The sequence below is a fragment of the Aliiglaciecola sp. 3_MG-2023 genome, from assembly GCF_030548205.1.
Lineage (GTDB): Bacteria > Pseudomonadota > Gammaproteobacteria > Enterobacterales > Alteromonadaceae > Aliiglaciecola.
The window spans coordinates 99,567-125,620 of record NZ_JAUORV010000013.1; the positions used below are offsets into that span (position 1 = coordinate 99,567).

At 41.5% G+C, this 26,054-nt stretch carries 22 protein-coding genes; 11 read left to right on the plus strand and 11 right to left on the minus strand.

Features of this window, described 5'->3' with window-relative positions; genetic code table 11:
• Nucleotides 1-26 precede the first annotated feature (26 nt).
• The gene (locus Q4574_RS15080; protein ID WP_303474987.1) at nt 27-2,432 is read right to left on the minus strand and encodes a TonB-dependent receptor; all 2,406 of its coding nucleotides are present in this window, start codon (nt 2,430-2,432) and stop codon (nt 27-29) included.
• A gap of 215 nt (nt 2,433-2,647) precedes the next feature.
• Here Q4574_RS15080 and Q4574_RS15085 point away from each other — a divergent pair, with 215 nt between their 5' ends.
• From Q4574_RS15085 to zigA, 3 genes are read left to right on the plus strand one after another with little or no spacing between them, the layout of a single operon-like run.
• Nucleotides 2,648-3,145, plus strand: a complete 498-nt coding sequence (locus tag Q4574_RS15085; protein WP_303474989.1) for a Fur family transcriptional regulator — start codon at nt 2,648-2,650, stop codon at nt 3,143-3,145.
• Nucleotides 3,138-3,548, plus strand: a complete 411-nt coding sequence (locus tag Q4574_RS15090) for a MerC domain-containing protein (RefSeq protein WP_303474991.1) — start codon at nt 3,138-3,140, stop codon at nt 3,546-3,548. Before Q4574_RS15085 ends, Q4574_RS15090 begins: the two co-directional genes overlap by 8 nt.
• Nucleotides 3,549-3,556: 8 nt before the next feature.
• Nucleotides 3,557-4,762 (plus strand): zinc metallochaperone GTPase ZigA, encoded by a 1,206-nt coding sequence (zigA, locus tag Q4574_RS15095; protein WP_303474993.1) that lies wholly within the window; start codon nt 3,557-3,559, stop codon nt 4,760-4,762.
• Between the two features lie 361 nt (nt 4,763-5,123).
• Here zigA and Q4574_RS15100 read toward each other — a convergent pair whose 3' ends face one another.
• Both Q4574_RS15100 and Q4574_RS15105 read right to left on the minus strand, forming a co-directional pair.
• Nucleotides 5,124-6,125 carry a GTP-binding protein gene (locus Q4574_RS15100; RefSeq protein WP_303474995.1) on the minus strand — a complete coding sequence of 334 codons (1,002 nt, stop codon included), beginning with the start codon at nt 6,123-6,125 and terminating at the stop codon, nt 5,124-5,126.
• A complete protein-coding gene (locus tag Q4574_RS15105; RefSeq protein WP_303474997.1) occupies nt 6,118-7,521 on the minus strand; it encodes an alkaline phosphatase PhoX in 1,404 nt (467 codons plus the stop codon). The genes Q4574_RS15100 and Q4574_RS15105 overlap by 8 nt, the downstream gene beginning before the upstream one ends.
• 376 nt (nt 7,522-7,897) lie before the next feature.
• Between Q4574_RS15105 and Q4574_RS15110 the strand changes: the two genes are divergently transcribed.
• The 3 genes from Q4574_RS15110 to Q4574_RS15120 all read left to right on the plus strand — a co-directional run bounded on the left by Q4574_RS15110 (nt 7,898) and on the right by Q4574_RS15120 (nt 9,708).
• Nucleotides 7,898-8,434 (plus strand): DUF2796 domain-containing protein, encoded by a 537-nt coding sequence (locus tag Q4574_RS15110; RefSeq protein WP_303474999.1) that lies wholly within the window; start codon nt 7,898-7,900, stop codon nt 8,432-8,434.
• A gap of 133 nt (nt 8,435-8,567) precedes the next feature.
• Complete coding sequence (locus Q4574_RS15115) at nt 8,568-8,981, plus strand: MerC domain-containing protein (protein WP_303475001.1); 414 nt, start codon at nt 8,568-8,570, stop codon at nt 8,979-8,981.
• A gap of 52 nt (nt 8,982-9,033) precedes the next feature.
• Nucleotides 9,034-9,708, plus strand: a complete 675-nt coding sequence (locus Q4574_RS15120; RefSeq protein ID WP_303475003.1) for a DUF1826 domain-containing protein — start codon at nt 9,034-9,036, stop codon at nt 9,706-9,708.
• Nucleotides 9,709-9,785: 77 nt separating this feature from the next.
• On the opposite strand, the gene Q4574_RS15125 is transcribed toward Q4574_RS15120, so the two are convergent.
• A complete protein-coding gene (locus Q4574_RS15125) occupies nt 9,786-10,367 on the minus strand; it encodes a DUF3299 domain-containing protein (protein WP_303475005.1) in 582 nt (193 codons plus the stop codon).
• A gap of 375 nt (nt 10,368-10,742) precedes the next feature.
• Between Q4574_RS15125 and Q4574_RS15130 the strand changes: the two genes are divergently transcribed.
• Together Q4574_RS15130 and Q4574_RS15135 are read left to right on the plus strand one after the other, a co-directional pair.
• Entirely contained in the window at nt 10,743-11,204 is a 462-nt protein-coding gene (locus Q4574_RS15130; RefSeq protein ID WP_303475006.1) for a hypothetical protein, read from the plus strand.
• A 360-nt stretch (nt 11,205-11,564) separates the two neighbouring features.
• Nucleotides 11,565-13,616, plus strand: a complete 2,052-nt coding sequence (locus tag Q4574_RS15135) for an ATP-binding protein (RefSeq protein WP_303475008.1) — start codon at nt 11,565-11,567, stop codon at nt 13,614-13,616.
• A gap of 40 nt (nt 13,617-13,656) precedes the next feature.
• Here Q4574_RS15135 and Q4574_RS15140 read toward each other — a convergent pair whose 3' ends face one another.
• Nucleotides 13,657-14,040: a hypothetical protein gene (locus Q4574_RS15140; protein WP_303475010.1), complete on the minus strand. Its 384-nt coding sequence runs from the start codon at nt 14,038-14,040 to the stop codon at nt 13,657-13,659.
• Between the two features lie 122 nt (nt 14,041-14,162).
• Nucleotides 14,163-14,657 carry a hypothetical protein gene (locus Q4574_RS15145; protein ID WP_303475012.1) on the minus strand — a complete coding sequence of 165 codons (495 nt, stop codon included), beginning with the start codon at nt 14,655-14,657 and terminating at the stop codon, nt 14,163-14,165.
• 374 nt (nt 14,658-15,031) lie between these two features.
• On the opposite strand from Q4574_RS15145, the gene nrtS reads away from it, so the two are divergent.
• Both nrtS and Q4574_RS15150 read left to right on the plus strand, forming a co-directional pair.
• Nucleotides 15,032-15,226, plus strand: a complete 195-nt coding sequence (nrtS, locus tag Q4574_RS21505; RefSeq protein ID WP_368411646.1) for a nitrate/nitrite transporter NrtS — start codon at nt 15,032-15,034, stop codon at nt 15,224-15,226.
• Nucleotides 15,227-15,283: 57 nt separating this feature from the next.
• Complete coding sequence (locus tag Q4574_RS15150) at nt 15,284-16,933, plus strand: methyl-accepting chemotaxis protein (protein WP_303475014.1); 1,650 nt, start codon at nt 15,284-15,286, stop codon at nt 16,931-16,933.
• A gap of 52 nt (nt 16,934-16,985) precedes the next feature.
• Here Q4574_RS15150 and dld read toward each other — a convergent pair whose 3' ends face one another.
• Complete coding sequence (gene dld, locus Q4574_RS15155; RefSeq protein WP_303475016.1) at nt 16,986-18,689, minus strand: D-lactate dehydrogenase; 1,704 nt, start codon at nt 18,687-18,689, stop codon at nt 16,986-16,988.
• A gap of 124 nt (nt 18,690-18,813) precedes the next feature.
• Nucleotides 18,814-20,520, minus strand: a complete 1,707-nt coding sequence (locus Q4574_RS15160) for an L-lactate permease (RefSeq protein WP_303475018.1) — start codon at nt 20,518-20,520, stop codon at nt 18,814-18,816.
• A gap of 177 nt (nt 20,521-20,697) precedes the next feature.
• On the opposite strand from Q4574_RS15160, the gene Q4574_RS15165 reads away from it, so the two are divergent.
• A complete protein-coding gene (locus Q4574_RS15165; protein WP_303475020.1) occupies nt 20,698-21,603 on the plus strand; it encodes a LysR family transcriptional regulator in 906 nt (301 codons plus the stop codon).
• Here Q4574_RS15165 and Q4574_RS15170 read toward each other — a convergent pair.
• The 3 genes from Q4574_RS15170 to Q4574_RS15180 form a co-directional block, all read right to left on the minus strand.
• Entirely contained in the window at nt 21,600-22,727 is a 1,128-nt protein-coding gene (locus tag Q4574_RS15170; protein WP_303475022.1) for a DcaP family trimeric outer membrane transporter, read from the minus strand. The genes Q4574_RS15165 and Q4574_RS15170 overlap by 4 nt on opposite strands.
• A gap of 205 nt (nt 22,728-22,932) precedes the next feature.
• On the minus strand, nt 22,933-24,654 hold the full coding sequence (locus Q4574_RS15175) for a thiamine pyrophosphate-binding protein (RefSeq protein ID WP_303475024.1): 1,722 nt from the start codon (nt 24,652-24,654) through the stop codon (nt 22,933-22,935).
• A gap of 235 nt (nt 24,655-24,889) precedes the next feature.
• Complete coding sequence (locus tag Q4574_RS15180) at nt 24,890-25,885, minus strand: hypothetical protein (RefSeq protein WP_303475026.1); 996 nt, start codon at nt 25,883-25,885, stop codon at nt 24,890-24,892.
• Nucleotides 25,886-26,054: the final 169 nt, after the last annotated feature.

Genomic DNA, 26,054 nt, shown 5'->3' on the forward strand with positions numbered 1-26,054 from the left:
TTAATGTGTAAAAAGTGATTGTCGAATTAGAAGTTGCCTCTTATACCCACAGCGAAACTACGTCCTGGGCGAGGGGCTATATCTTTTATAAATGAGGTGTGAACTCGCGCTTCGGTATCAGTCAGATTTGTGCCTTTTAGATACACCATAATGTCTTGATTGGAGACGGGTAAATCATAAGAAACACTTGCATCAACCATGGTATAGCCAGCTGTACTTGTTTCATCCGTTGCTACATGGTCTTGGCTTTGATAACGGGTAACATCTAAGTGGGCTGTCAAGCTGTCATCTACGTAGGCGAATTGAGTCCCAAATCGAAGTGGAGACGTGCGTGGTAAGTTGCCACCATCTTTTAAACGTGCGCGAACAAAATCAGAGAATACTGTTGCTTTGATTGTATCTGTTGCCTGCCATGCCACTTGAACTTCAAAACCATTTAGCACCACATCATCAGTTTCAAATATATAAACTGGCAACTCGTCAGTGTGCTCCTCTTCTTCGGCATCATGGTCATGGTCATGGTCATGCTCATCGTCATGGTCATGACTACTTTCAACAAAAAGACCGGTATTGGTTTGATAGTAGTAATTGTCTACTTGGTTATAGAAAGCATTAAAGACGAATGCCACATCACCTTGGGTTTTACGCAGTGTCAAATCAATGTTATTGGCAGTTTCAAGGTCGATTGTTTCACCCGATAAACCAATTTCTTCACCGTCTAACGCGAATAAAGCGCCAACTTCATAGCTATTGGTTCCAATATGCGCCCCAAAAGACAAAAGCTCAGCGGCCGAAGGTGCTCGCTCTGAACGTGAAACAGAAAGTCCAATGTTATAACCGGGTGTAAAATCCCAAACTAAACCTGCCGACAAACTCACAGGTGTAAATTTGTGTGCTACGTCGAAAACCCGTGTAGCAGTTTCTTCATCACCGTGGTCATGATCATGCTCATCTTCCTCTTCTTCTTCGTGTTCATGGGCCTCAAGAACAGGCAGTAACACATCATCGGCATCTATAGTTACTCGCTCAATTCGCGCACCAAACTGCAATAACACATCGCCAAAGTGTTTTTCTTCCATCAACGCTAGAGCAATAGTTTCAGATTTAGAAGGTGGAGTGAAAGCCTCTTCGCCAACCGCTGAAATGTCACTGTTTTTGAAATGCAGGCTAAATCCGCCGTTCCAATCTGATAAAGGATTATGCAGAACGTCTACTTTTATTTCGTGGGTATCATTTTCAAATAACGTTCCCACAGCATCATTTTCAATTTCAGAATGTTCGTAGTCTGTATAGGCTCCGCGCACATTTACCTGATTGATCCATTCTGACTGAATATTGATTTCACTAAGCAGTTGAATTCGAGTTTGTTCCAAATCTGCATAAACGTTGACGTCTCCATCATGTGAGTGACCAGGAATACCGTATTCACGATTAAACTGTTCCACTGCAACGCCAACATAACCCGCATCAAAAAGATAACTTGCACCTAATGTGAAACCGTTTGATTTCTCTGAGCTGTTTTCTACAACATAATCATGGCTTTCTTCTTCTTCATGATCATGCTCTTCTTCTTCAACCTCAGCCTCAACTGGCACTTCATAATCTTCAGACTCATGCCAAAAACCATCCGCATAAAAACCAAAAGACTCATAACCAGTGGTAACATTAAAGCTAGCTAGCTTTTTCTCATCAGCTGAATTGGTTTCAAGCAACCATTCACCGCGAGTTGTGTTGTCGGTGGGCACTCTTCCATCGACTACGTTAACCACACCACCGATTGCGCCGCTGCCATAGAAAAGTGTTGCTGGGCCGCGTAACACTTCAATTTGTTGAGATGTTGACGCTTCAGTGGCCACTGAATGATCTGGTCCCACTCGTGAAACATCACTCACATCTAGACCGTTTTGTGCGATTAACACACGCGGGCCACTTAAACCACGGATAATAGGTGTACTAGCAACATTGCCGTGAAAGTTGGATTGAACACCAGGAAGTTTTTCTAAAGTATCACCAAGGGTAGAAGCTTGTTGACGACGTAAAGTTTCACCAGAAAGGACACTAACCGGTGAAGCAGACTCCATCACCGACATATGAATAGGAGTACCAACAATATCGATGACTTCAATAGGTGAACGAATGAGGGTAAGCGCTAGAGCTTCAACGCCATCTTCAGTTAGCACGATATCTTGGTAAAGATGGGCAAAACCTGAAGCAGAGATATGCAGCTCATTTAACCCTGCTTTTAAATCATTAAATACGAAGCGCCCGTCACTATTAGTGAGCGTTTTAGCACTCGTACCCTCAACAGTGATTAGCGCCCCTTTAACGGCATTCCCTTCACTATTTTTCACTACCCCTTCTATAGATTGTGCCATTAAGCTCGCCGGTATGAGCGCACTAACAAGTGCCACAATTCGCGATATTTTATACATCCCAGTCTCCAGTGTTATGTTATATTGTTTCACTTATTTGAAGTTATGTTATAATGTATCGAAATCAAAGGCAATCCTATACGTTGGAAAAATTTGTCTTAAGGGGTTATCAACACAAGCAGGTTCGTAATGGCAAGTTCAGCCTAACTTTATCCTTGCTATTGATGAGGAAATGACGGCCTCAATATGCGACAAGTCGATTAGGAATAAAGACAATGAAGTCTAGTGAAACGAAAAATATGATCTCGGTAGCAAGGCTAATTTGTGAAGAGTCTGGCAGTAGGTTGACGGAGAAACGTCAACACGTATTAGAAGTGCTATTCAAACTAAACACACCTGTCTCAGCATACGAACTAACAGATCACTACAAAAAGACAATTGGTGCATCTATTACCGCAATGTCGGTTTATCGTATATTGGAATTTTTAGAAACAGCGAAGCTAGTTCACCGTCTTAATTCCATAAACAAATACATTATTTGTGCTCCCACCTTTGGGCCATGGAAACATCAACCGCCGCTTTTCCTGATTTGTAAATCTTGTCAGAGTATAAAAAAAGTCGAATTGGCAAACGACTTGATTAAAGCACTGTCTGAACAAGCACAAACCGCGGGCTTTTCGGTTTTAGGATCTCAAATTGAACTCAATACCATATGCGATAAGTGCGCTTCGCAAAAGCTTAAAAATAATTACTCAGGAGTAGTAAATGGCTAAGATTCAAGAAATAAGTGATAAAGCAGCGGTAGGATTATCGCTACTGTGTGTCATTCACTGTCTCTTTTTTCCTATTTTGCTCATTCTTATGCCACCGCTTTCTGGGCTGTTCGCCATAAACGATGCGCTATTCCACCGTTGGCTGCTATTCGCCGTTGTGCCCATTAGCGTCATAGCGCTGATAATGGGTTACTTCCATCATCGCAGTGGCCGCGTTTTTTTAATTGCTTCATTTGGACTGACGCTACTCATTTTAACTGCCTTGATAGGTCATGACTTACTTGGCAACTATGGTGAAGTTGCAATGACCGTTTTTGGATCATGCATTATTGCCTTTGCTCATATTCGAAATTACCAGTTACAACGAAAAAACAAACTTCCAACACCTCATACATCGGAATAGACGTAAATATGAACCCACAAAAACTCCCCGTTACTGTGTTATCAGGATTTCTTGGCGCAGGAAAAACCACCGTACTGAGTCATATTTTAAATAATCGCCAAGATAAAAAAGTGGCGGTCATCGTCAATGATATGAGCGAAATCAATATCGATGCATCTATCTTAAAAAGTGACGTTTCGTTAAATCATAGTGATGAAAAATTAGTCGAGATGAGTAACGGCTGTATATGCTGCACTCTTCGAGAAGACTTATTGCTTGAAGTCACTAAACTCGCTGCTACTGGAAAATTTGATTATTTGCTAATTGAATCAACGGGTATTTCAGAGCCGTTACCGGTAGCCGAAACCTTCACCTTTACCGATGAAGATGGCATCTCTTTATCAGATGTAGCCACCCTAGATACCATGGTAACAGTAGTAGATGCAGTGAATTTTCTAAAAGATTACGACGAAGCAAAATACTTGCAAGAAACCGGTGAAAGTTTGGGTGAAGAAGACGAGCGCAGCGTCGCAGATCTTCTGGTTGATCAAGTCGAATTTGCTGATGTTATCCTTATTAGTAAAACCGATTTGGTTGATGATCAGCACATAAAACGACTAAAAGCGGTCTTGCGAAGCCTCAATACACAGGCGCATATTCTGCCAATCAGTAACGGCAACATCAGGGTAGATAGTATTCTAGGTACAGGGCTATTTGATTTTGATAAAGCACAGCAAGCGCCTGGTTGGTTGCAAGAATTACGTGGTGAGCATACTCCAGAAACGGAAGAATATGGAATAAATAGCTTTAGCTACGGTGCAAGAAGACCCTTTCATCCACAAAAATTCTACCAGTTCCTACACAGCACCGAAGAGTACGGCAAGTTACTTCGCTCAAAAGGATACTTTTGGTTAGCTACACGCCCAGAATTCGCAGGCCAATGGAGTCAAGCCGGTGGAATTGCAAGGTACGGTTTTGGTGGTTTATTCTGGAAAGCCGCGCCACCGGAACAATGGCCCACTGATGATGAATCACTTAAATCAATTAACGAGTTATGGGTGGAACCTTTTGGAGATATGCGCCAAGAGCTGGTGTTTATCGGTCAAAACCTAGACCAACACAGCATCACCCAAGCCTTAGATCAATGCTTATTAAACGATGCCGAATTACTCCAAGGAAAAGATTACTGGAAAACCCTTAGCGACCCATTCCCAGCTTGGGAATTAGATGATTAATCGCGGATATTTAAGTTAAGCCATAACGCTATGCTTAAGCATAGCGATTGTTGGCAAGCTGCAAAAAAGCTCGTGAAAACTGTTTTTAAACGTATAAAACATTTACAAAGTTATCCTGAGGCAGGGAAAGTACCAAATGAAATTCCGACGGTAAACTATCGCTAGCTTGTCGTTAAGCCGTGTCGACTATTTTATAAATTTGAGAGTAATAAAGTATTTATTTTGCATGTGATGCGCCAAGAACAGGATCTTCGTCGATTTCTTTTGACTTAATATCGATACCGTTACCAACTGCCTTAATTACGACGATGCACTCCCCCCGTTTTAAATGGGTACTTCTTAATAGTATTGATAACGCTACTCAAGTAGCACTTAAACCTAACGCGCTTTCTAATATTTTGCAGGTTTGTTCAGCTAGCAATTTATTTTGCGTAAGAAATTCAATTCGAGAATCCTTTGCACTGTCCAAAGTAGTCAAACGCAATACTCCATCACTGAAGTTACAACCCACTCCCCCTTCTTGAGTAATGAAAACGGCTTTCAGGCGTTCTACATTTATACCACTTAATGTATCTACAATGAGTTGATAATCAAAAAGCTCAGCAGGAGCACAAACCCAACCACAAGCGAAATAACCTTCTCCACTGTTTTCCACCTTAATTGACCCTTTTGTGGGGACTTTTATCCCTGGATTCAGAATTGAATGTGCCGCGTGATTATGCTGATGTACATAAACACTTTGTAGATGTTGAGACTTATTTGAAAGTAAATTTGGATCAATAACGCCCTTGTTAGAAAACACAACAGGAGTGTTTGTTATCCCTAATTCGTCCAAATATTTAACTAACATTGGCTTTGATTCATGGTTATATAGATCAGACTTAGTTGCCACCACGTAATCAGCTATTTGCAGCTGCTCTTGAAAGGTTTTATGCGCCCGCCAGCGGGGCTGAGTTAGTTTACGTGCATCAATTAAACCTAGGGTTGCGTGAACATCAAGTACACCTTTGTAATCTTCGGAGGTAAGTGTGGCTAAAACCTCTTTTGGGTGACCAAGGCCTGTTGGTTCAATAATTAAGCGATGGGGTTTTGCATGAGCCAACAGCAGATTCAAGGTTATTTTCATGGGTAGTCCTGAAGTACAACACATGCATCCTCCTGGCACTTCTCGAATGTAAACACCGGTTTCTTCAGGGCTATTTAAAAGAGCAGCATCGACTCCGACTTCACCAAATTCATTAACTAATACTGCCCACCTTTCTTCTTTAGGTTTATGCTCTAACAGGGACTGAATTAACGTGGTCTTCCCTACCCCCAAAGCACCCGTAATAATATTGGTGGGTACGTTGGTAACCTCAAGCATAGAGTGATCCCCAAGGTCCTCTTATTGCTAATGTGAGGGTGGGAGAATAAAGATTTACAAACAACACAGAACCATCAGCGGAGAAACATGCGCCAGCCGGTTCAGTTTGCCAACGAACCTTTGCAAAGTCATAAACTTGACCTTGCGGACTGACCCCTTTGAGGTGATTATTGACAACATCTGAATACTGATCTTCACACACTATTAAGTGGCCGCTAGGAGCTACCGCTAAATTATCTCCAAAGTTAAAGGTCGCTTTGTTGGGGCTTTCCACAAACAACGTCAGCGTGCCGGTTTGTGTTCCCTTACTTTGATGTTTGCTTTCAGGTGAAGGCCGGTAGCGCATAATTTGCCCTAATTTGGCTTTGCCACCACTGGTACAACAAAAATACATTTCTTGTTCACCAAAATGAATTCCTTCCCCTCGCGCAAACACCGCAGCGCCTCTTGCAAACCCTCTTAAACGAAGATCATCTTCGGGACTTTCGACGTTGTCGAGGTCTATCCATTGACAAGCATAATCCTGATTAATTTGCATTTGCGGTTGCTGCCAATTTCGAGTGTCGAATTTGGGCTTTCCTGCTATCACTAGGGCCTGTAATTGTCCGCCCGCTTTTAAATCATCTTTGATATTGGGCACAAATCGATAAAACAAGCTGTCAGGTCGATCTTCTGTAAGATAAACAATACCACTGACTGGATCGACACAAGCCGCTTCATGATTAAATCGTCCCATAGCTTTTATTGGTTCTGGTTTTACCAATGTTGTTGCTCTCGAAGGAACTTCAAACACATAGCCGTGATTTTTGTTGATTGCATTAGAAGCCGTGGCTACTGATTCTTCGCAGGTTAACCAACTTCCCCAAGGAGTAGTGCCACCAGAACAATTACGGATGGTACCTAGCAATGACATGAACTGAGATTCGACTTGTCGCTTTTTTAAATTGTAGACAATATTACTGGTTCCCCCTGGCAAAGGAATGCCCGATGAATCAGTATCATACACCCTTGTACTATGGATACTTTTATCTGCGAGCTGGTTAGCAGATTTTGACGGCGACAATTCATGATTACGCACCAACACCACTCGCTCATCGTCCAATTCAAAACAGCCCATACCATCTGCTCTGTCGGGCACAGTTAATCCGTCATCCATAGGATCACCGAAATGCGAAATTTGCTGATAGCTAAACCCAGGGAGTAAATCAATAATGCCTTTAGGATCTGGAACCAAGCTACCCAGCGCCGCGGGGCCAGAAGGCAAATTGGATAAGTTGCCTGAAGCTGCGGATACATTCGACAAATAACGAGTTAATTCCCCGCCTTGTAAATGTGTCGCAAGACCACTAAATGCAACCGCAATAAAACCTCGATTAAACTCTCTTCGGGTAACCATAAACATTCCTATTTTAATACCAAACGTTAGCATTTCTCTAATTGGCGACTACTGCAACCAAAAAATAATGCTTTGGGTGGGCGATAACCTCATTATTAGACAGTATATTCATGCGTCGATGCAGATTTATGACAAAGCCTTAATCACTGAATTGCCAAGATTAGCATGGGCTTATTGGTGAGTTAATAGCAACGACAAAGCTGTTGGCTATCGATCACCTCAATAAGTTCGATATGTTATACTATATCAATTTAAAAAGTAATGTTATATTATCTCTATTATTCGTAAAAAGTCCCATTCACTGACCGAGTTTTAAAACAACCAGTATTGTGTAAACGGGTCAAATTAACGAAACCTAATTGAGAAGGGGGTAAAAATGAAGTCATTTATTTTAGGCATTCTGATCTTTGTTAGCTGGACCGCGGCAGTGCATAGTCAACAACATATCCATGGACAGGGTTCGGTATTTATTGCTCAGGAAAATGATTTATGGCAGGTACAATTCGTACTCCCTGCCTCTGACATACTTGGTTTTGAACATAGCCCTGAAAATGAGCAACAAAGACTGATAGCTGAGCAATTTGACCAAAAACAAAAACACTTCGAAAACCTAATCCAATTTGATGTCAATTGTACACAAGTGAATTATTCCCAGAGTTCCCTTGAGTTTGGTGAAGACGAGCATTCCGACAGCCACGAGCTTTCTGACAACCATGAGCATTCCGGTGAACATGAACATAGTGACATAGAGATTTTATACCTAATTGAATGCCCCGATGAGGTAACTCAGGTCTCTTTTCCGATTTTAAATTCAAGCAACAATTTACAAAATTTAGCAGTTCAGTGGAGCATTCAAACTGGACAAGGCTCAACCTTAATAAACCCTAAGCGTCATCAATTGAAGTGGCATTAACCATCAATAAGGTTGTTAGGCCCCTTACTTTGAATTGCCAATATCGGTGCGCAGTATCGTTAAATTTGAAGATGGTATTTTTCGCAGAATGAGTCAGTGACGACAGCACCATTAAAATTAACTAGGAATCAAAATGATTAATAATAAACTACTCACCCTTGCGGATCGCTCTGCAATTACCTTATCTACGTTATGTGTTATCCATTGCCTGCTCTCTCCCATCATTCTGCTTGTTTTACCAACCTTAACTAGCCTTGCGATTCTTGACGACGAACATCTTCATATATGGCTACTTTATGGGGTTGTTCCCATCAGTATTTTTGCCATTACGTTTGGCTATGTTCACCAACGTAGTATGCCTATATTAATTACTGCGTTGATAGGGCTGGTAATTTTAGTACTAGCAGGCGCACTCGGACATGATGTTTTTGGTGAAACGGGTGAAGCAGTAGCCTCAGTTATTGGCGCTGCATTAGTGGGCTTTGGACACCTTCAGAACTTGAAGCGCCGAAAAACTAGTTTTGCAGATTACCAAGCCATCAGCTAAACCCATTTTGGAGCCTAAAACTTTCCCTAAAAACAGATTAAATGAGGTTTTCATGCAAGCAGCCACAGTATTAACTACCAACAATTATGATGATTGGGAGCGACACTCTGTATGTTCAAAAGAGGTCGATATATTGACCCAGATTTATAAGCAAAGTGTCAATATGGCGATCTGGCAACGCCAGTTATCCTCTTCAGTAGTCGCTGACGTTGAAAGCCTGCTGGAAACGACGTCTTCACTAAATATATCAGCCTTTATTGATGCTCAGAATATAAGTATGAGTATTCGTGAAGCGCTTAAATTGTATAACACAGGGGATGCGTTCATAGCGAGTACAACCGAACTGGTAGATATGTTTTGTACTCTATTTGAGCTTGAAGAGGTCGGTTTCCGGTTACGGATACTTGATGCCCCCATGTGTCCACGTTTTCATGTGGATCACGTGCCGTGTCGGTTAGTGACCACCTTTGCAGGAAATGGCACTCAATGGTTGGAACATAACAAGGTAAGCAGAGATAAATTAGGTCACGGCAGTAAAGGTTTAGAAGACGCTGTTTCAGGATTGTTTGCTCAACAAACAGACATACAATCCATGGGCACGGGTCATGTAGCTCTACTCAAGGGCGAAACATGGATGGATAATGAGCTTGCTGGTGTGGTGCATCGCTCACCTGCCTATGAACCGAATCAAAAGCGCTTGTTACTCACCTTAGATTTTGTGAATTAAACCAATTAATGGCGTCGCACATCATCAGGTTGGTATAAACCGGTTAGCTTAACCTAACCGATTTTGCGGCCAAATAACTACTCGTAAACTTCAATATTATCCAATGTCATCGCGTAAGCAGATGTTCCGGTGTCATTACTGGTAGTTTCAATATTAATAGTACCCTCAAACCAAAAGGCGACATCGAGTTGAGTCACTTTGATCCCTTCTTTAAACCTGCCATGGATCATTTGATTGGGTGGCGGGGGCGGCATATGTAAACAAGCGCCAAAATAAGGGACGATAAAAAACTCCACCACGCGACGCTGTTCATCTGAACTAAGGGGGACAATAAAACCTGGAATTCTGACCTGTTTTTTATCAAAACTTTGGATGATGCGAGTTGATGTTAATGCTTGCTCAAATCGTTCGGCGTTTTCGCTCTTCTGTTTCATACCTGATAACGCTTCTACAGAATCAAGCTCACTGCCGTCTTTAATTTCAACCAGAAAGTCAGGGGGATCGAGCAGAGCATCAAGATCACTCTTGGGCATTAACTCTATCCATTCCACTTCATCATAAGTTGGATTGCTTGCCGCTTGAGTTGATGTAAACGCAAGCATCAACAAGAAAAGGAACCCACCACGATAATAACGACTCAAAGTAATTTTTCTGTTCAACTTTATTCCCACTCTTAAATATTAGTTAGTACAAATTTTCAACTTAAAGTCTAAGAACGTTATATCATAATAATAAAGCTCTAAGAAAGAATAGATCATGCTTTTAGTTTGCAATTTGCGGTCGTTGGTTTATCTATTGCGACCAATTGGCACTTTGAACGCTGCTGTTCGCTTTTTCATCGATAAAACTTGACCACAACAAGATCATTTTGCTAGTTTGATAATCGTGTCTTTTGGCAATCGAGTTTATTTTTCTGCCAAAACTTCCTTTATGAAACGCTGATTTGCTCCTTTTTTTCTGTGCTGAAATCCACACGAATGACAGCTGTCACGTTTTTATAAATCTCACATTCAACTGACAAATTAGGCATTAAAATGAAGAAATTAACTCTTTTTCTTGGGTATTGTTGCGTATTGTTCTCAGCATATAGCTTTAGCTGTCAGTATCACGACTACGGGACAAGTAAAATTCCAACGTTTCCACCGCTGTCACCTGAATTACACCCAGTCATGTTGCAACACTTTAAGCCACCAGCAGGCGCGCCACTGAAAGTCACACTTTCCACTGAAGATACAATCTCGGGCGGGAAAGGAGCCTTTACCATTAGCTATAACATCCACCCTGATTATCACAATGTAAAAGCGGAAGTGGTCAGTAGTAAAGGGGTTAAACTGCTGGACAATAGCACTATGTATTTAACCCGAATCCAAGGCAACCAGTCGGTCAGATATCAAAGTATTTCCGGCGATACTCAAAAAGTGCGAGTTCGCATCTCTGCTGTTCGCAGAGACACACCAATCATCGTTGAAAAACGCATCACGCTGTCGTCAACTTAACCAGCGTTTCCCTAACCCCGCAGAATATGAAAGGCCTGCGGGTTCATCCTTGGTGCCTTTCCCCTCTATAAAAATCCTTCAACATATCTATTTTAGTTAAGGCCATCTTGTACCTCTGCATCAAGCACTATGTTATAGTTTTATTCTCTTTGCCCACAAATTAAGAAAATTATTTTCTAGAAAAATGATCTAAAATCTCCCAACTTACGTTTATATTAGGTTGAGTTTGAAACGTGAACGGCAAAACGTTAATTTGCCATTAACAACTGGTAAATTTATTCTCCATTCAACTATAATTTTCATATTAAACGCTTAATTTAGATCTATCAGTGAGATAAATTTCGAAGGACAAACATTGCGGTGCGTAATCTAAAACAGCTGTATCAAATCACCTCAGATAATTCCCTTTCAAATTCTGAAAAAATGGTTTCGTTATTGAAACTAGGTGCTGAAGTATTCCACTTGGATTTGGGAATTATTAGTGAAATTGTTGACGAGATTTACACTGTTAGGTATGCCATTTCCCCAGACGATGATCTACTCCCAGGAACAACATTCGATGTTGCTGAAACTTACTGTTTGCATACCCTAGAAACCAATCATGCGCTGTCTTTTTATCATGCAGGGAAGAGCCGAATCGCCCAGCATCCTTGTTACAAAAATTTTGGTTTAGAAAGTTATATAGGTGCTCCGCTGATAGTCGAAGGAAGACGTTATGGCACCATTAACTTTTCTGCTAGCGCTCCTCGTTCAGTTCCCTTTAGTCAAGAAGACCATGATTTTATAGAGCTACTTTCACATTGGGTCGCCAATGAAATTGCTCGTTACGAAAAAATCGATTTGCTTCAGGCTCAGCAAAAAGCGATGACTCGACAACAGAATATCTTGGAGCAAATGGGGCAGGTTGCTGATGTTGGAGCATGGGAACTGGATTTAATTAAAAATAAATTGTTTTGGTCAGCGGTAACTAAAAAAATTCACGAAGTTGACCAAGATTATGAACCTGCTTTAGAAGAAGGCTTGAAGTTTTACAAGGTGGGAGAAAACCAACAACGAATTACTTCATATATTAACAATGCAATAGCAAGTGGTGGACACTTTTCCGGGGAATTCGAGATCATCACTCAAAAAGGCACCGAGAAATGGATAACAGTAAAGGGCAAAGCAGAGCTAGATAACGGTAAATGTGTCAGGCTCGTTGGTGCTTTTCAAGACATTACTGACCAAGTTAATAATCGAATTCAGCTGGAGAGTAGACATAAAGAACTCTCTCTAGCCCTCGAAGCTCGCAGTTTATTCTTAGCCAACATGAGCCATGAAATTCGCACTCCCATTAACGGCGTGCTGGGCATGCTACAAATTTTGGAAAGTTCTCATCTTGATTCTAAGCAAAAAAAATTCTTAGGATTAGCCAAAGACAGTGCTACCTCTTTACTTGGCATTATTAGCGATATTTTAGACTTTACTAAAATTGACTCAGATAAATTAAACCTTGAAGAGGTAACCATAGATGTCAATCAGTTGCTCAATAACTGTGTTGATATATTTATCCCTCGGGCACAAGACAAATCGATTGATTTAGTTAAAAATTTCGAAGCAACTAATAAAGTTGTTGCCATTTCCGACCCCACTCGATTGCGTCAAATCTGCTCCAACCTGCTTTCTAATGCCATCAAGTTTACTCCTCAAGGCAATGTGAAAATTTCCAGCCATCTGACGGTACAAGAAGATAACCGGGCTAAGCTCTCCATTACGGTTGAAGATTCAGGAATTGGAATGGAAAAAGTCCAGTTGCACAATCTTTTTTCACCTTTCAATCAAGCAGATGTTTCAACCACTCGTAAATTTGGCGGTACCGGATTAGGACTCTCCATCACACGCAAGTTATGTCAGTTAATGGGGGGAGATATTAGTGTTGAAAGTACCCCCCTCAAAGGCAGTAAATTCCAAGCTAACATCAATGTTGCCCTGGTGGATGATGTTGAGCAAATCTCAGGGGCATTAGGAGTAAAACCTTTAGTCAGCGATCTGAGCCACCTGAAAATTTTAATCGTTGAGGATAATGAAATTAATCAGGTAGTTATTGGGGAAATGTTAAAACAGCGACATATTCATTTCGACATCGTTAAGGATGGCACCGAAGCTTTATCAATTATGAAACATGCAATTAAATTTGATCGTCACTACTCCTTAATTTTAATGGATTGTCAGATGCCTAACATGGATGGTTATGAAGCCACCCAACATATTCGGCAAATGTCGGCCCCCGCAGACAAAATTCCAATTATTGCCCTGACTGCAAACGCCATGTCAGATGAGCGAGAAAAATGTATTGCTTCTGGCATGGATGAATATCTTTCTAAACCCATTGAACAAGAAAAATTGTATTCCATGATAGAAAGGTTTAGCTAGCCCCGATTAATCAATCAAGGCTAGCGCAATTGTTAGATGTCTATTTTGTTTTAGCTTTGCTGGCTTTAATATTTTTCGCAATTTCTTGAAATTCATAAGTAGGATAAAATTCAGTAGTAAAAGATCCCCATGCAGATTTTTCTACTGCCAAGTTCAAGGTTCGCAGATCTTTAGGTGAAACTCGCAACGTGATTACCTGCCCTAATCCCATCGCTACATACCAAGATTCGATTTTCATTCCTTCAGGGGGAAATGATTGCCAAAATTCGTTTTTATCTTGGATGGCTTGCAATTCAGTCAAACTTTTGTCTTGCTGATGTTTTAGGATTACGGTCACTAAAACACTTTCGCTATCAATACTAGTATCCTCAGCATTGGCAGTAAAACTAAAGAGTATAAACAGGGTTATTAAAAGATATTTCATATTGCCTCCAAGGCATAATCAATTGCTATTCAAAAACAATCACTGTGGGTATTATTAAGAATAGCAATTTAGCATGGAAGCGTCTGAATAAAAGACAAAGTTAGACTATGAACCTTCTGAGATTACGAGTCCCAACGTTGTTTATCTTGTTCTGAGGCGCTTTCTTGACACTCACCGACAAGTTCAGTTCTGCTGCGCATTTGCGAATAATCCAGCTCAATAAAGCCATGTCGACAATACTCTGTTTCAGCCAGTTTCTGTTCTAACAAATCCATTATAGCTTCACGCTTTTCTTCATCTGATCCGCCTTCACTACGCTGCACAGAATCTACTAGCGAACTATCCTCCTGTGAGCCAGATCGACCACGACCAGTTTGGCCCTGTCCAGAACGGCCGCCACCGCCTTTTTTACCTTCGCGTTTTCCTTCACCGCGTCCACCACCGCCACCGGCCTTTTCCTGCTGATAAAATATTGCGACAACGAAGCGTTTCGAACCATCGGAATGAATTTCTGTTGTAAATTCATTTTCTGCTTCCTGATGCCTCTCATGCCTGCCAGCGCAAGCTGACAAACCCATGACTAAAAATACAGTGACAAATAAATAGCGGTAAGACATAAATCGATTTCCAAAGAGGTGAACTAAAACGGCTATGTCTGTGACCTAAAGGATAAACATAGGTTCAACCAAAATGTTGCATTCCGATCCTTTTGCCATTTTAGATTTACTGAACAACTTAATGCGCTACTGCATGCTTACACTGCTTTAGTCTAATAGAATAACCGCTGATTTAAACTACAATTAGCGTTACTGAGGTTAAGGATTTTAATACCTAAAGTTTTATTGGTAACAATAAAAAATGAAGATAGTGAAAGTTTTCAGTAATTACACAGTTCTTAACTAGTCGAATATTGAAGTTTACACCTAGGTTTCTAAACCGTTGTTTTTCAAATTGAAACTAAATTTAACCCATATGCTTTTAGGTCATTAGTATGTCTACCGCACAGCAATTTAAGACAGCAATTATAATTAGTATTGTAGTAGGCACATTACTGACGCTGATAAACCAAGCAGAAGCCATTTTTGGTGATGCAGAACTCGTTTGGTTCAAGGTCATCCTTACCTACATAGTGCCCTTTTGTGTATCTATATACTCAAGCAGCGCAGCCCGAATGGCAACCAAGTAAATACCAACCCTAAACTTGTAGATGGCCTAAACAGTCTATCTTTAAACTGGAAAGAGCATGGATATATTTAATAAATTTAGTATCAATACACGTTTACTTATTGGCTTCAGTGTAGTCATTTTGCTAATGATAATACTAACGCTGGTTGGCATTTATCGCGTCAATATGATCGGTAGCACACTAACGACTATGACAAACGTTAATGTTGCTAAACAAAGGTACGCAATAAACTTTCGTGGTAGTGTCCATGACCGCGCCATCGCCATACGCGATCTGGCAACAGCAGACACATCAGCGTCGGTAAACACCTTGGTGAGTGACATTGAAAGGCTGGCTGAATTTTACCGTTTGTCCAATGACAAAATGCAAACTATGCAAGCCTCCGGTACGGCTTTTAGTGGGCAAGAAAATACCATATTACAAAAAATCGATTCCCTTCAACAGCAAACCGAAAGGGTAATACAAGACGTCATAAGCTCTAAAGTCGCGCAAACAAACGCGGATGCTTTAACCCTGCTTAAAAATGGCGGGAGCCAGCTCTTTGTGCAATGGTTGGAAAGTATTAATGCATTTATTGATTTACAAGAAGCTAAAAACATCGAGGCTACCCACGATATTTTAGAAAATGCGGCCACCTTTAAGACCACTATGCTGCTCCTCACCCTTAGCGCGTTGATACTTGCGATTTTAGTGGCCTACATCATTGCCAATAGTGTGAAAGCATCACTTGGGGCTGAGCCTGCTATCGCAGCAGCGTCTCTTACGAAAATAGCACAAGGTAACTTGGTGCAATCACTCAGCACTAAGTATGAGTTTAGTATGTTAGCCACTATGTCCAAAATGCAAGAACGACTGCGCAAAACCGTATTGGAAATTGTTGGAGCCTCACAAGACTTGAAACAGCAGTCAACCGTGGTAACTCAAGGGTCAAACGATATTCTCCTACTTGCTCAAGAACAAGATCAGTTAACGGTAAGCACCCGAACCCGATTAAGTGACATGAAAGAAAATATCTTGGTGGTATCTGAAACCGCTTCCAAAAACAAAGTCAATGCCAAACGCATGGTGGAAAGAGCCAACAACGGCATAGACTCTATGTCTTTAAGCGTAGACGCCATGAAAAATGTCGCTACAACCGTCTCTCAAGCGGTTGATCAAATAAGCAAATTAGAAGCACTCACCAATCAAATCGGCGGCATCACCAATGTGATCAACGGCATATCTGATCAAACGAACCTGCTTGCCCTGAATGCGGCGATAGAAGCTGCTCGTGCAGGTGAGTCTGGCCGTGGCTTCGCAGTAGTAGCAGATGAAGTTAGACAACTCGCGCTGCGCACAGGCGAAGCTACCAGTGAAATTCAATCAACCATCGAAGAAGTCCAACGAGAAACATCCACTGCAGTAACTGTTATGCAAAATACCTTACCTAAAGTCGAAGATGGTCAGACAAAAACGCACAATGCCATGGGCTTATTAGAGGAAATTGAAGAGAGTGCGAATAGCTCTTATAGCAATGCGACTATAGTGGCCGACACGGCTTCTGACCAGGTAGATGTGATAGCCACCATAAATGGAGTGATGGCACAAATAGATGAAATCAACAAGAAAACAGTCCATTCCTTAGAACAGAACAACGCAGCCACCATAGCCTTGGATAAACTTGCAGAAAAGCTCAACAAAGAGGTGGGATTCTTTAAAACAGCCTAGCTTGGTGAAATATCACCGCACTTAAAAAACCAGGCTGTAGGGCTTTATTTTTCTAAATACAGCAGGAGCAATTGCGTTTATATTTATCCATTTTACCAATACCTGGATTGAAGGTATTGGTAGGATCTAATGACTTATAAAATTGTTGCAATCCGTCTTCGGCTTTATATAAATGTCCAACATTATGTTCAGCCGGATATTTAGCACCTCTGTTATCAAGAACTGCCAACATATCAGCTTTGAGTAGCTTCGCGTCGACACCTTTTTTAAGCACGTAATCTTGATGGAATACATGGCAAAAGAAATGACCGTAATAGAGTGTTTTATCAATTTTATCCATAATATGCGGCGGTAACTCTTCTACCCAGTGACGGTCGTTCCTGCGCAGTGCAATATCTAATGCCAGTATTTCACCGACTTCCTTTTGATGAAGTAATTCATAACGAATGGCCGCGCCTGCAGCTGCAAAACGGTGCAAGAACGCACTGCTAGACTCACTATCGGTGCACTCAAAATAGCCCCCACGCTCCGCTTTATCGACAAAATAATTTGCTAGAAACTGTTGTGCCTCGGCGATACCATCATCACTCATTTTCAGAATCAGGTGATGTTCATATTTAGCTCTAAACGCCATCATTCTAGCCGGTAAATGTAATGGAAAAAGTTTAGCAACCACTTGCATCACCCGGTCGGTCATGAATTTAGGAATAAAGGATATTTTATTCAAAACCGCATCGATTCGGCCCTTTAAGGCAAACATTTTAGGGAGCCTATCTGTTCCTAAATACTTAACACTTAAAAAGGTATCTTTGCCATAGTCTTTGGCCACATCAAAAATGTCTTTGTGCAAATACTCTCCTACCTCAGGTAGATTGCTGAACTCACTTAAGATATGTCGTCGAATCTCAGTCAGCGTATCGGGATTATTGGTACCGATATAAAAGGTTTTTTCTTGCTTGGCCACTGGAAAGGTATCTAGCCTAACAGCGAATACAGCAAGTTTACCTGCACAACCGCTGGCTTCATAAAGACGAGTTGTATCAGCATTGAATCGGCTAGGAGTTTCGGCATCAACGTCGCGAACGCGCTGTTGATAATCAGATGCACTAGCCAGCTTGTCCGTATTCAGGTTGTTGTGATCAAAGTTACCTTGCTCTAGATTATTTAAAATTTCTTCTGGAGAATCTCCAAGATCAATGCCTAAGTGATTCACTAAATGTAACTCACCCTGCTCATTAATTTGTGCAAACAGAGATAACTCAGTATATGCAGGTCCGCGCTTCACCAGCGCACCACCAGAGTTATTCGCCACGCCACCCACCATAGATGCACCTAACATTGAGGAACCGATAACTGAGTGTGGTGCCCTAGAAAGGGGCTTCAAGGTTTTCTCTAGAGAGTGCAAGGTTGTTCCTGGAAAACCAATAACTTGTTCGCCACTGCCTAAAATAAGTAATTTATCCATTGCCAAGGTATTGATAACCACAACTTCACGATCGTAATCATTACCATTGGGTGTAGAACCTTCGGTTAGGCCGGTTTTAGCCGCTTGCATGATAATGATACAGTTGTTTTGCGCACACACCTCAAGCACTTGCCAAAACTGTATTAACGTCTGTGGAAACACTACGGCTAGTGCTTTTCCCTGACCTGAGCGCCAGCCTGAACGATAGTGCTCCGTTTCACGGGCTCCCGTTGTGACATGCTCATCATTCAATATTGATTTAAACTGTGAAATAACAGAGTCATGATTCATTTTGTAATTCTCCAACTACCACCTATCTATAAGTGTGATAAATATATTCTACGGGCCTGACACAGACAGGCTAAATTCGAAACAAACTAGCTAAAATGGCCTCACTCATTGTGCATAGAGAACGCTATCCAGAGGTTAGCGGGCCGCTAATATTCAATATGTAAGTAGCAAACATCAACAGCAACCCTGCCACTAAAACATAGTAAAAAGTTGGCAATAAGGTTTTTCGCAAGGTAGCACCTTCCTGCCCTAATAAACCAACAGTGGCACTAGCCGCAACAACGTTATGAATAGCAATCATATTACCTGCTGCTGCGCCGACAGCTTGCCCTGCAATAATTAAAGATGGCGATAAATGTAAGTTCATTGCCACTTCGTATTGAAATTGGCTGAACATCATATTAGAAATAGTATTTGAGCCTGCAATGAATGCTCCTAATGCACCTATTGTGGGGCTCACTAACGGAAACGCGTCACCTAACATATCAGCAAATAATTGCGCACTCGCCATCGGCATACTCGGAATGTCGCCTATATTTACGCCAGAATTAATAAATAAGCGCACCATAGGGATCGTAAACATAAGCACCATGCCTGCGCCGATAATGGTTTTATTTGATTCCGACAATGCACTACTAAACGCTAAGTGTCTTTGTTTACCTTTGCTTTGTAACAGAATCGCAGTAAGCGCTGCAATAATGAGTAAACCACCGGGAAGATAAAGGGGGCTAAATGCTGCGCTAACTCCTTGCTCACCGAGAATATCCGTTAAACCAATACTCATATTCGCCAGAAAACTTTTTATCTCTGGGGATACACGAGAAATCACCAGTAAACCAGCAACAATTAAGTAAGGAGTCCAAGCTTTTGTTTGCGACATAGGGTTATGCTGAATTTCGTTGCTAGTATCAAGATTGATGCTACCAATCCAGCTTTTAGGCCATGCAGATTTTTCAGCAAAACGCCAAGTGGTTTTAGGCATTAAAAAACCTCTTTTCGCTGCATTCACAACGATAACCAAACTAACAAGGCCTCCTACCAAAGACGGGAATTCTGGGCCAAGAAAAATACCAGTTAACGCATAAGGCACGGTGAAGGCTAAGCCTGCAAATATGGCGAATGGCAAGACTTCAAACCCTTCTTTCCAACTGCGATTAGCACCGAAGAAACGAGTTAGCATAATAACCATAAACACCGGCATGAAGGTGCCAACTAACGCGTGAATAATTGCGACTTCGGAGGTGATATGTTGAATAAATTGCGACCATTGCCACCCTTCAGCGGCGAGTAATGAGCTGATATTGGCTGAGTCTAAACCGTTATTGATACCAATGATAATGGGAGTACCTACTGCACCAAATGATACTGCGGTACTTTGAATCATCATACCAATGAGTACCGCTGCCATCGCAGGAAACCCTAATGCAACCAACAATGGAGCTGCGATAGCTGCTGGTGTGCCGAAGCCCGCAGCCCCCTCTAAGAAAGTGCCAAAACACCAAGCGATAATGATAGCTTGTATACGCCTATCAGGAGATATTTGCGCGAAACCTTGGCGAATTGTCTGAATAGCCCCCGTATATTTTAATGTATTAAGTAAAAATATTGCGCCAAACACAATCCACATGACAGAGACAGTGACGATTAAACCTTGAATAATCGATGCAGTGACCCGAGTTGCTGTCATATTCCAGACAAAAAAGGCTAACAAGATAGTTAGGGCTAACACTACCGGCATGGCTTTTTTAGCAGGCCATTGTAAACCAAGCAGTAAAAGCGCCGACAAACCAATGGGTGCTAAGGCTAACAACCCGAGTCCAATATCACTCATTCTTCATCCTCTCAAACGTAAACAATACGCTGTCAAATCACCTTAAAGCGTGCTTCGAACCATTGTTAATTGATAGTTAAAATCTTGTGATGGACTCTACAATAGTAACAGGCTGTTAATATATAAGGTTTAACGATATGATTATTTCCTTTTTTGACATAATAGAACGCTCCTACCATGGTTAAAGCTGACGATATCCTTTTATTTGTATTTGTTGTAGAAGAAGGATCTTTCTCAAAAGTATCGGTTAAACACGAGATTACGATGTCTGTCGTGAGCAAACGTATTGCTCGCTTAGAAAAAGCGCTTAATGTGCAGTTGTTGTACCGTACAACACGCAAATTGAGCCTTACCGAAGCAGGAAAAGCTCTCTATCAAAAAGCCATAGTGGCACAGCAAGCAATTCAAGATGCGCAAGATGTGGTATCTGGATTTGGCAGCATCGTAAGAGGTAAAATTCGCATCACCATGCCAGTCGTCACCGCTAATTTGGTGCTTAATCAAGCTCTCACAGATTTTTGCGAACAATACCCTGGGGTTGATGTTGAATTATTGGTGAGCAACCGTGTAGTTGATATGTTGGATGAGCGTTATGACCTCGCAATTCGAACCGCTGATCTTGAAGACTCATCCTTAATTGGTCGAAGGTTAATAGATTCCTCTTGGATAGTATGTGCAAGTCCTGAGTACTTAAATCGGAATGGCACCCCTGAGCACCCAGACGATTTACTCAGACATCAGTGTGTATTATACAAATACGAAGACAAAAAAATGGAAGCATGGAAGTTTCATGTAAATGACCAAGATTATCCCGTGCAGGTAAACAGTCGTTTTAGAACAAATACATTGGATACGTTAAAACAAAGTGCATTAAGTGGTTTTGGTATTGCTTATCTTCCCAGAGCACTTATTCATGAAGAGCTATTGTCTGGCCATTTAGTCCCCTTGCTAAGTCCCTTTGTAGCCAAAAATTTAGGAATTTACGCGGTGTATCCCAAAACTCGGCAACCCAACAAAATGCTCAACCTTTTGGTTGAGCATTTTCGCCAAGCACTGCAGCGTAAAAAGGAATATTTTTATTAAAATGAGTACTGCGCCGAGAATTGTAAATAGTTTGAACTGACACTTTCTATATCTGGATCAGCAACACGATAATTGCCCACCTCGACCCCAACATTTAAGGAGTCAGTTAATGATTCGATAAGATTCAGCCCCCAATGGGCACGTTTTTTCTCAGCAACATCGGTTTCAGCTGCACCGTAGAACGCCGTTGAGCGCAAAGTCTCACTCCAGTAGTGACGGTAAGCTAAGGTATAAACTAAAGACTGCTCCACTTCAATTTGCTGGTTATCAGGATTGACCACAATATCAGTAGTTAAGGCTGTAGAAGCATAACGGCCGGGTTCGCCCAGGGTAACCTGAAAGCGAAAATCATCTTTACCCACTGAATCAATTTTACCTGAAACATTGAGTGCCGCAGTGGTTTCATTTATGCCGCCTTGATCGACCTTACGCAATAAACCGGCAACCGCGAATGAGCCCCAATCATTTTGATAATTGTAGCGCACGACAAAATCGGGAATAGACTCATCGGCATCGGCTTCATCACCCGTAAGACCAAGGGCACTAGAGGGTGTTCCAACATCATCATCCCCCCAGGTTTCAGGGTTTTCAACTGCGAACTGCCAATTTCCATAGGTATACCGAAGCTGCACGGCACGGATGAATACCTCGCCTACGTGAGGACCACCAAAGTCTAGGGTTTCAGGGATCACATTGAGCGGCATAAAGGTACTCCACGTCTGACCTGCCAACCAATTTTGATAATTTATAAAGCCATGGCGAATCCTAACGTTCGATGAGTTGCTGATAATCTCATTGCCGCCTCCACCATAGAAATCAATTTCAAAGAAACCCGACACATCATCATGGCTAACCTTCATGTTTATTCGAGACTCGCGCACGTTGAACCCGGTATGAGAAGTATCAGTCGCTTCCCCGCCAGGGAAATTACCCACCCAATAATCTTGATACGCAACATCTCCGTTAACATGACGAAGATCTACTTTCGCGTATCCACCAAGACTCACTGTAGTAACGTGTTCACCATCATCTTGATGAAAAATTTCAATTGCGTGGGAAAATGGCGTAACTATGTAAATGCCGAATATTGCGGCAATAGTAGCCTTTTTAAATTTTGAAGACATAAAACCAACCGTTCTTTAACAAAAATATTACACGGCAATGTACAGATTAATGGGCGCACGATATATGCGGCAATTGGCAAAGGATTATTTCCAAAAATGATGTAATAAAGAGGGTTTAGATGCTTGTGTCTTAGCTACGACAGTTTGAAAAAATCAAACTGTCGCTGTGAAATACCAATTATGTAAACGAAAAGTTCAGCAAGCCTTACCGATTAGGTGGCGCTAAGTCACTAAAGATTAGAAAAGTAAGTTGAGGGTTTATTTTCAGCTCCATACCGGCGGCAGGATCAATACGAACATTTACCAATTTAGGTCCCGTATCCGTATAAGCTTGTTCGATAGCCCCGTTTAATTCGTCTCGCGTATTAACCGTATGTGCTTCAAGCCCGAATCCTTGAGCTACTTTAGCGTAATCAACCCAGTCCAATACTGTACTGACGGTACGCTTTGTCATCAAGCGCTGTCCATGCACCTCTGTACCCCACTGGGCATCATTACCGACAATAATAGTAAGAAGTAAGCCTTCCCGAGCAATAGTATCGAGCTCTGCAATATAAAAACCTAATGAGCCGTCACCAGTTAATAAAGTAGTGCGTTTTGGCGCACGGTTTTGGGCAGTGGCGATGTCTCTTTCTGCTGCAGCAGCGCCTAAAGCCATAGGCAAGCACACCCCCATAGAGCCTAGCGGGTGGTGATCTAAATAACCACGGGGTCGAGCAATTCTGACCAGTGCTTGACTCCAATTTAGAATATCTGCGCCATCACCAACAAAGATGCCATCTTTAGGTCGATTTTTTTCAACTTGCTGAATAAGTTCAAGTGCATGAATCTCTTTATTGTTGCCGCTTTTTCGTTCTTCAACCAGCGCCTTACGTTCAGCCAATGCACCATCTAACCAACGCAAACTGCCCGCAGAAAAACCACGATCATTCAACTCTAAAGCCAGATCTTGAATTGCAGTAGCAGGATCACCAACGGCACCAAAAGTGACTTGATTATTACGATGGATAGTTTCTGCCTCAATATCAATTTGTACTGTTTTCATGTTCTCAGGAAACCGCGGAGCTCGCCCGAAACCAAACCACATATTTAAACGGGTTCCCACCACGATCAGTAAATCTATTTCGGGCAAAACGAGCTGCCCAAACGGCCAAGGCAATACAGATTCGTTATCTTCTGGAATCAATCCACGAGCTTGGCCATAGGTAAATATAGGTACATCGAAGTCTTTATTGAATTTATTCAATGCCGCATAGACTTTGGCTTCTTCGCCTTTTTTCGGCACGGCTCCTGAATCCATCAGGACAACGGGATGATTGGCTGCAACAATCATATCTGCAATTTTTCTAATGTCTGTGGCATTGACAATGGGAGGATTGGGAACATGAGGAAGTTCAACAATCGAAGGATGACAGGGAGCCATCAAGAAATTTTGCGGAATCACTAGCACCACAGGACCAGGTCTTCCTGCTGTAGCAATGCGACATGCAGTATCAAAATATTCAATTAACTTATCTGCTGATGGAACCGTTCTGACCCATTTGCACACCCCTGAAATCATCTGATGATGATCAACAGGTACTTCTCCATCGGCTTCAACCCAACTATCGGGAAAACGAGTAGCAAGCACGACTAAAGGAGAACCAGCATGCATTGCAGTTGATATAGGAGAAACGGCATTGGGTAAACCCTGTTCAGCAATAATTGCGGCAACGCCAATCTCACCAGTAGCCCTAGCGTAACCGTCAGCCGCCCCGACTGCCCCGCTTTCATGACGGGTACTGACTATCCGAACACCTAAATCTTCAAGGGGTAGTAATAAGTGAGTATGTCCCGCACCCGCGAGAGAAAAGATGGTTTTCACACCAGTGGCGTGCAATCTATCAGCCAGCAATGAGCCGCCTGATGTTTGTTGGACCTGCGACATTTTTAATTCCTTAAAGCTCTGAGCTGACATATTAGAATCATTAGCATAACAATGTATCATTCAATAAAATATAAAACAAAAATTGTTAAATACCGTATAGGTGAATACCCAAATTGATGCAAGACGAACAATTTGAAACGCAAAGTAGGCTAGTCAAAATACAGGTTGGATGCAGCCTACTTAAATAGACACTAAGCTGGCAGCAGTGTTGTTTGTGAGAAAAGCGGTGGGTGTTTTAAGAGTTTTCGTTAAGAATTTTGTTTTTTTGGTTTCGAATTTCAGCCCCTTTAATTACTTTGGGTGCTTGTTTAGGGATAATTTCAGCTCGACGTCGAACGACAATCTTTTCGACTTCATCAAGTTTGATAACATAAGCATTGCCACCAATGCCCTTAAACGCTTCGTCTGTGAATACAATGGTGTTGTCATCCAAAAAGGTAACGGCTTCTTTTTGCGTGACGATCCCTAAATCAATGCGAAATACATCGCCGCTAAAAAAATTATCTCCCTCAAAGTTTTCAAATAACCAAATACTGGTTGAGTCCAAAAGCACCAACTGTTTACGATTTGGGCTTAGTGCGGCAGATGTGATCCAGCATAACTTTCCTAAGGTTGTACATGTTTTAAATGATCCTATTAATTCAGCATCAAAGTTAGCAGCATGATCACCTACTTTGTAAACGTTAGTGATGCCATCAAAGGGCTCAGTTCTGTTTTTAGTAAACAAATAGAGGTGCCTGTCCAATTCAACAAAAGCCTCTAAGTCATAATTCCTGTTTTCTGGTGTGACTGGGTTATCATCTAAATCTGGGTAGGTAAACTTAATAATTTCAGCTTCTGTAGTATTGCCTTTAATATCAATGGGATTTTCGATTTTATAGATCGTGAGCCACCTGCGACTATTATCATTATTACCAAAATCCCCAAGGAAAAAATGCCCAAAACTATTTTGAGTCATGTCTTCCCAATCAACATTTTTAGCATTGGTTACTAATATTTCTTTAGCAATCGAACCGTCTTGATTTATCTGATACAGCTTAGGGTCATCCCCGCTATCATTAATGGCCCACAAACGATTTTTTTTATCAATTTCAATCCCAGAAATTTCATGTAATTTGGGATCAATATTAATTTCTTTTTTGCTATACAAGGTATGAATAGAAGTGCCAATAATCGTTATCGATACGATGATTGCCGAGCCAACTAGTCTCAAAATACTCCGTTTTAACATGAAGTTTTAGCTGCTTAAAATGAAAGTGGCGCAAGTATGAAGGATACGCAGCGGGAAAAAAAGAGATTTACTGTCAATACTCAGAGACAGACAAATATGATCTAATCTAATTTAGCAATATCAGCTGGTGTCGCTGCTTCATATTAAACGTCAGCCTCCTCCTCTTTTT

Bases quoted from the DNA above. Each gene is read 5' to 3' on its own strand.
- Q4574_RS15165 (WP_303475020.1), top strand. From the start codon at position 20,698: ATGGTTAAAGCTGACGATATCCTTTTATTTGTATTTGTTGTAGAAGAA.
- Q4574_RS15170 (WP_303475022.1), bottom strand. From the start codon at position 22,727: ATGTCTTCAAAATTTAAAAAGGCTACTATTGCCGCAATATTCGGCATT.
- Q4574_RS15160 (WP_303475018.1), bottom strand. From the start codon at position 20,520: ATGAGTGATATTGGACTCGGGTTGTTAGCCTTAGCACCCATTGGTTTG.
- Q4574_RS15180 (WP_303475026.1), bottom strand. From the start codon at position 25,885: ATGTTAAAACGGAGTATTTTGAGACTAGTTGGCTCGGCAATCATCGTA.
- zigA (WP_303474993.1), top strand. From the start codon at position 3,557: ATGAACCCACAAAAACTCCCCGTTACTGTGTTATCAGGATTTCTTGGC.
- Q4574_RS15110 (WP_303474999.1), top strand. From the start codon at position 7,898: ATGAAGTCATTTATTTTAGGCATTCTGATCTTTGTTAGCTGGACCGCG.
- Q4574_RS15085 (WP_303474989.1), top strand. From the start codon at position 2,648: ATGAAGTCTAGTGAAACGAAAAATATGATCTCGGTAGCAAGGCTAATT.
- Q4574_RS15100 (WP_303474995.1), bottom strand. From the start codon at position 6,125: ATGCTTGAGGTTACCAACGTACCCACCAATATTATTACGGGTGCTTTG.
- nrtS (WP_368411646.1), top strand. From the start codon at position 15,032: ATGTCTACCGCACAGCAATTTAAGACAGCAATTATAATTAGTATTGTA.
- Q4574_RS15080 (WP_303474987.1), bottom strand. From the start codon at position 2,432: ATGTATAAAATATCGCGAATTGTGGCACTTGTTAGTGCGCTCATACCG.
- Q4574_RS15140 (WP_303475010.1), bottom strand. From the start codon at position 14,040: ATGAAATATCTTTTAATAACCCTGTTTATACTCTTTAGTTTTACTGCC.
- Q4574_RS15115 (WP_303475001.1), top strand. From the start codon at position 8,568: ATGATTAATAATAAACTACTCACCCTTGCGGATCGCTCTGCAATTACC.
- Q4574_RS15145 (WP_303475012.1), bottom strand. From the start codon at position 14,657: ATGTCTTACCGCTATTTATTTGTCACTGTATTTTTAGTCATGGGTTTG.
- Q4574_RS15150 (WP_303475014.1), top strand. From the start codon at position 15,284: ATGGATATATTTAATAAATTTAGTATCAATACACGTTTACTTATTGGC.
- Q4574_RS15090 (WP_303474991.1), top strand. From the start codon at position 3,138: ATGGCTAAGATTCAAGAAATAAGTGATAAAGCAGCGGTAGGATTATCG.
- Q4574_RS15120 (WP_303475003.1), top strand. From the start codon at position 9,034: ATGCAAGCAGCCACAGTATTAACTACCAACAATTATGATGATTGGGAG.
- Q4574_RS15130 (WP_303475006.1), top strand. From the start codon at position 10,743: ATGAAGAAATTAACTCTTTTTCTTGGGTATTGTTGCGTATTGTTCTCA.
- Q4574_RS15175 (WP_303475024.1), bottom strand. From the start codon at position 24,654: ATGTCGCAGGTCCAACAAACATCAGGCGGCTCATTGCTGGCTGATAGA.
- Q4574_RS15105 (WP_303474997.1), bottom strand. From the start codon at position 7,521: ATGGTTACCCGAAGAGAGTTTAATCGAGGTTTTATTGCGGTTGCATTT.
- dld (WP_303475016.1), bottom strand. From the start codon at position 18,689: ATGAATCATGACTCTGTTATTTCACAGTTTAAATCAATATTGAATGAT.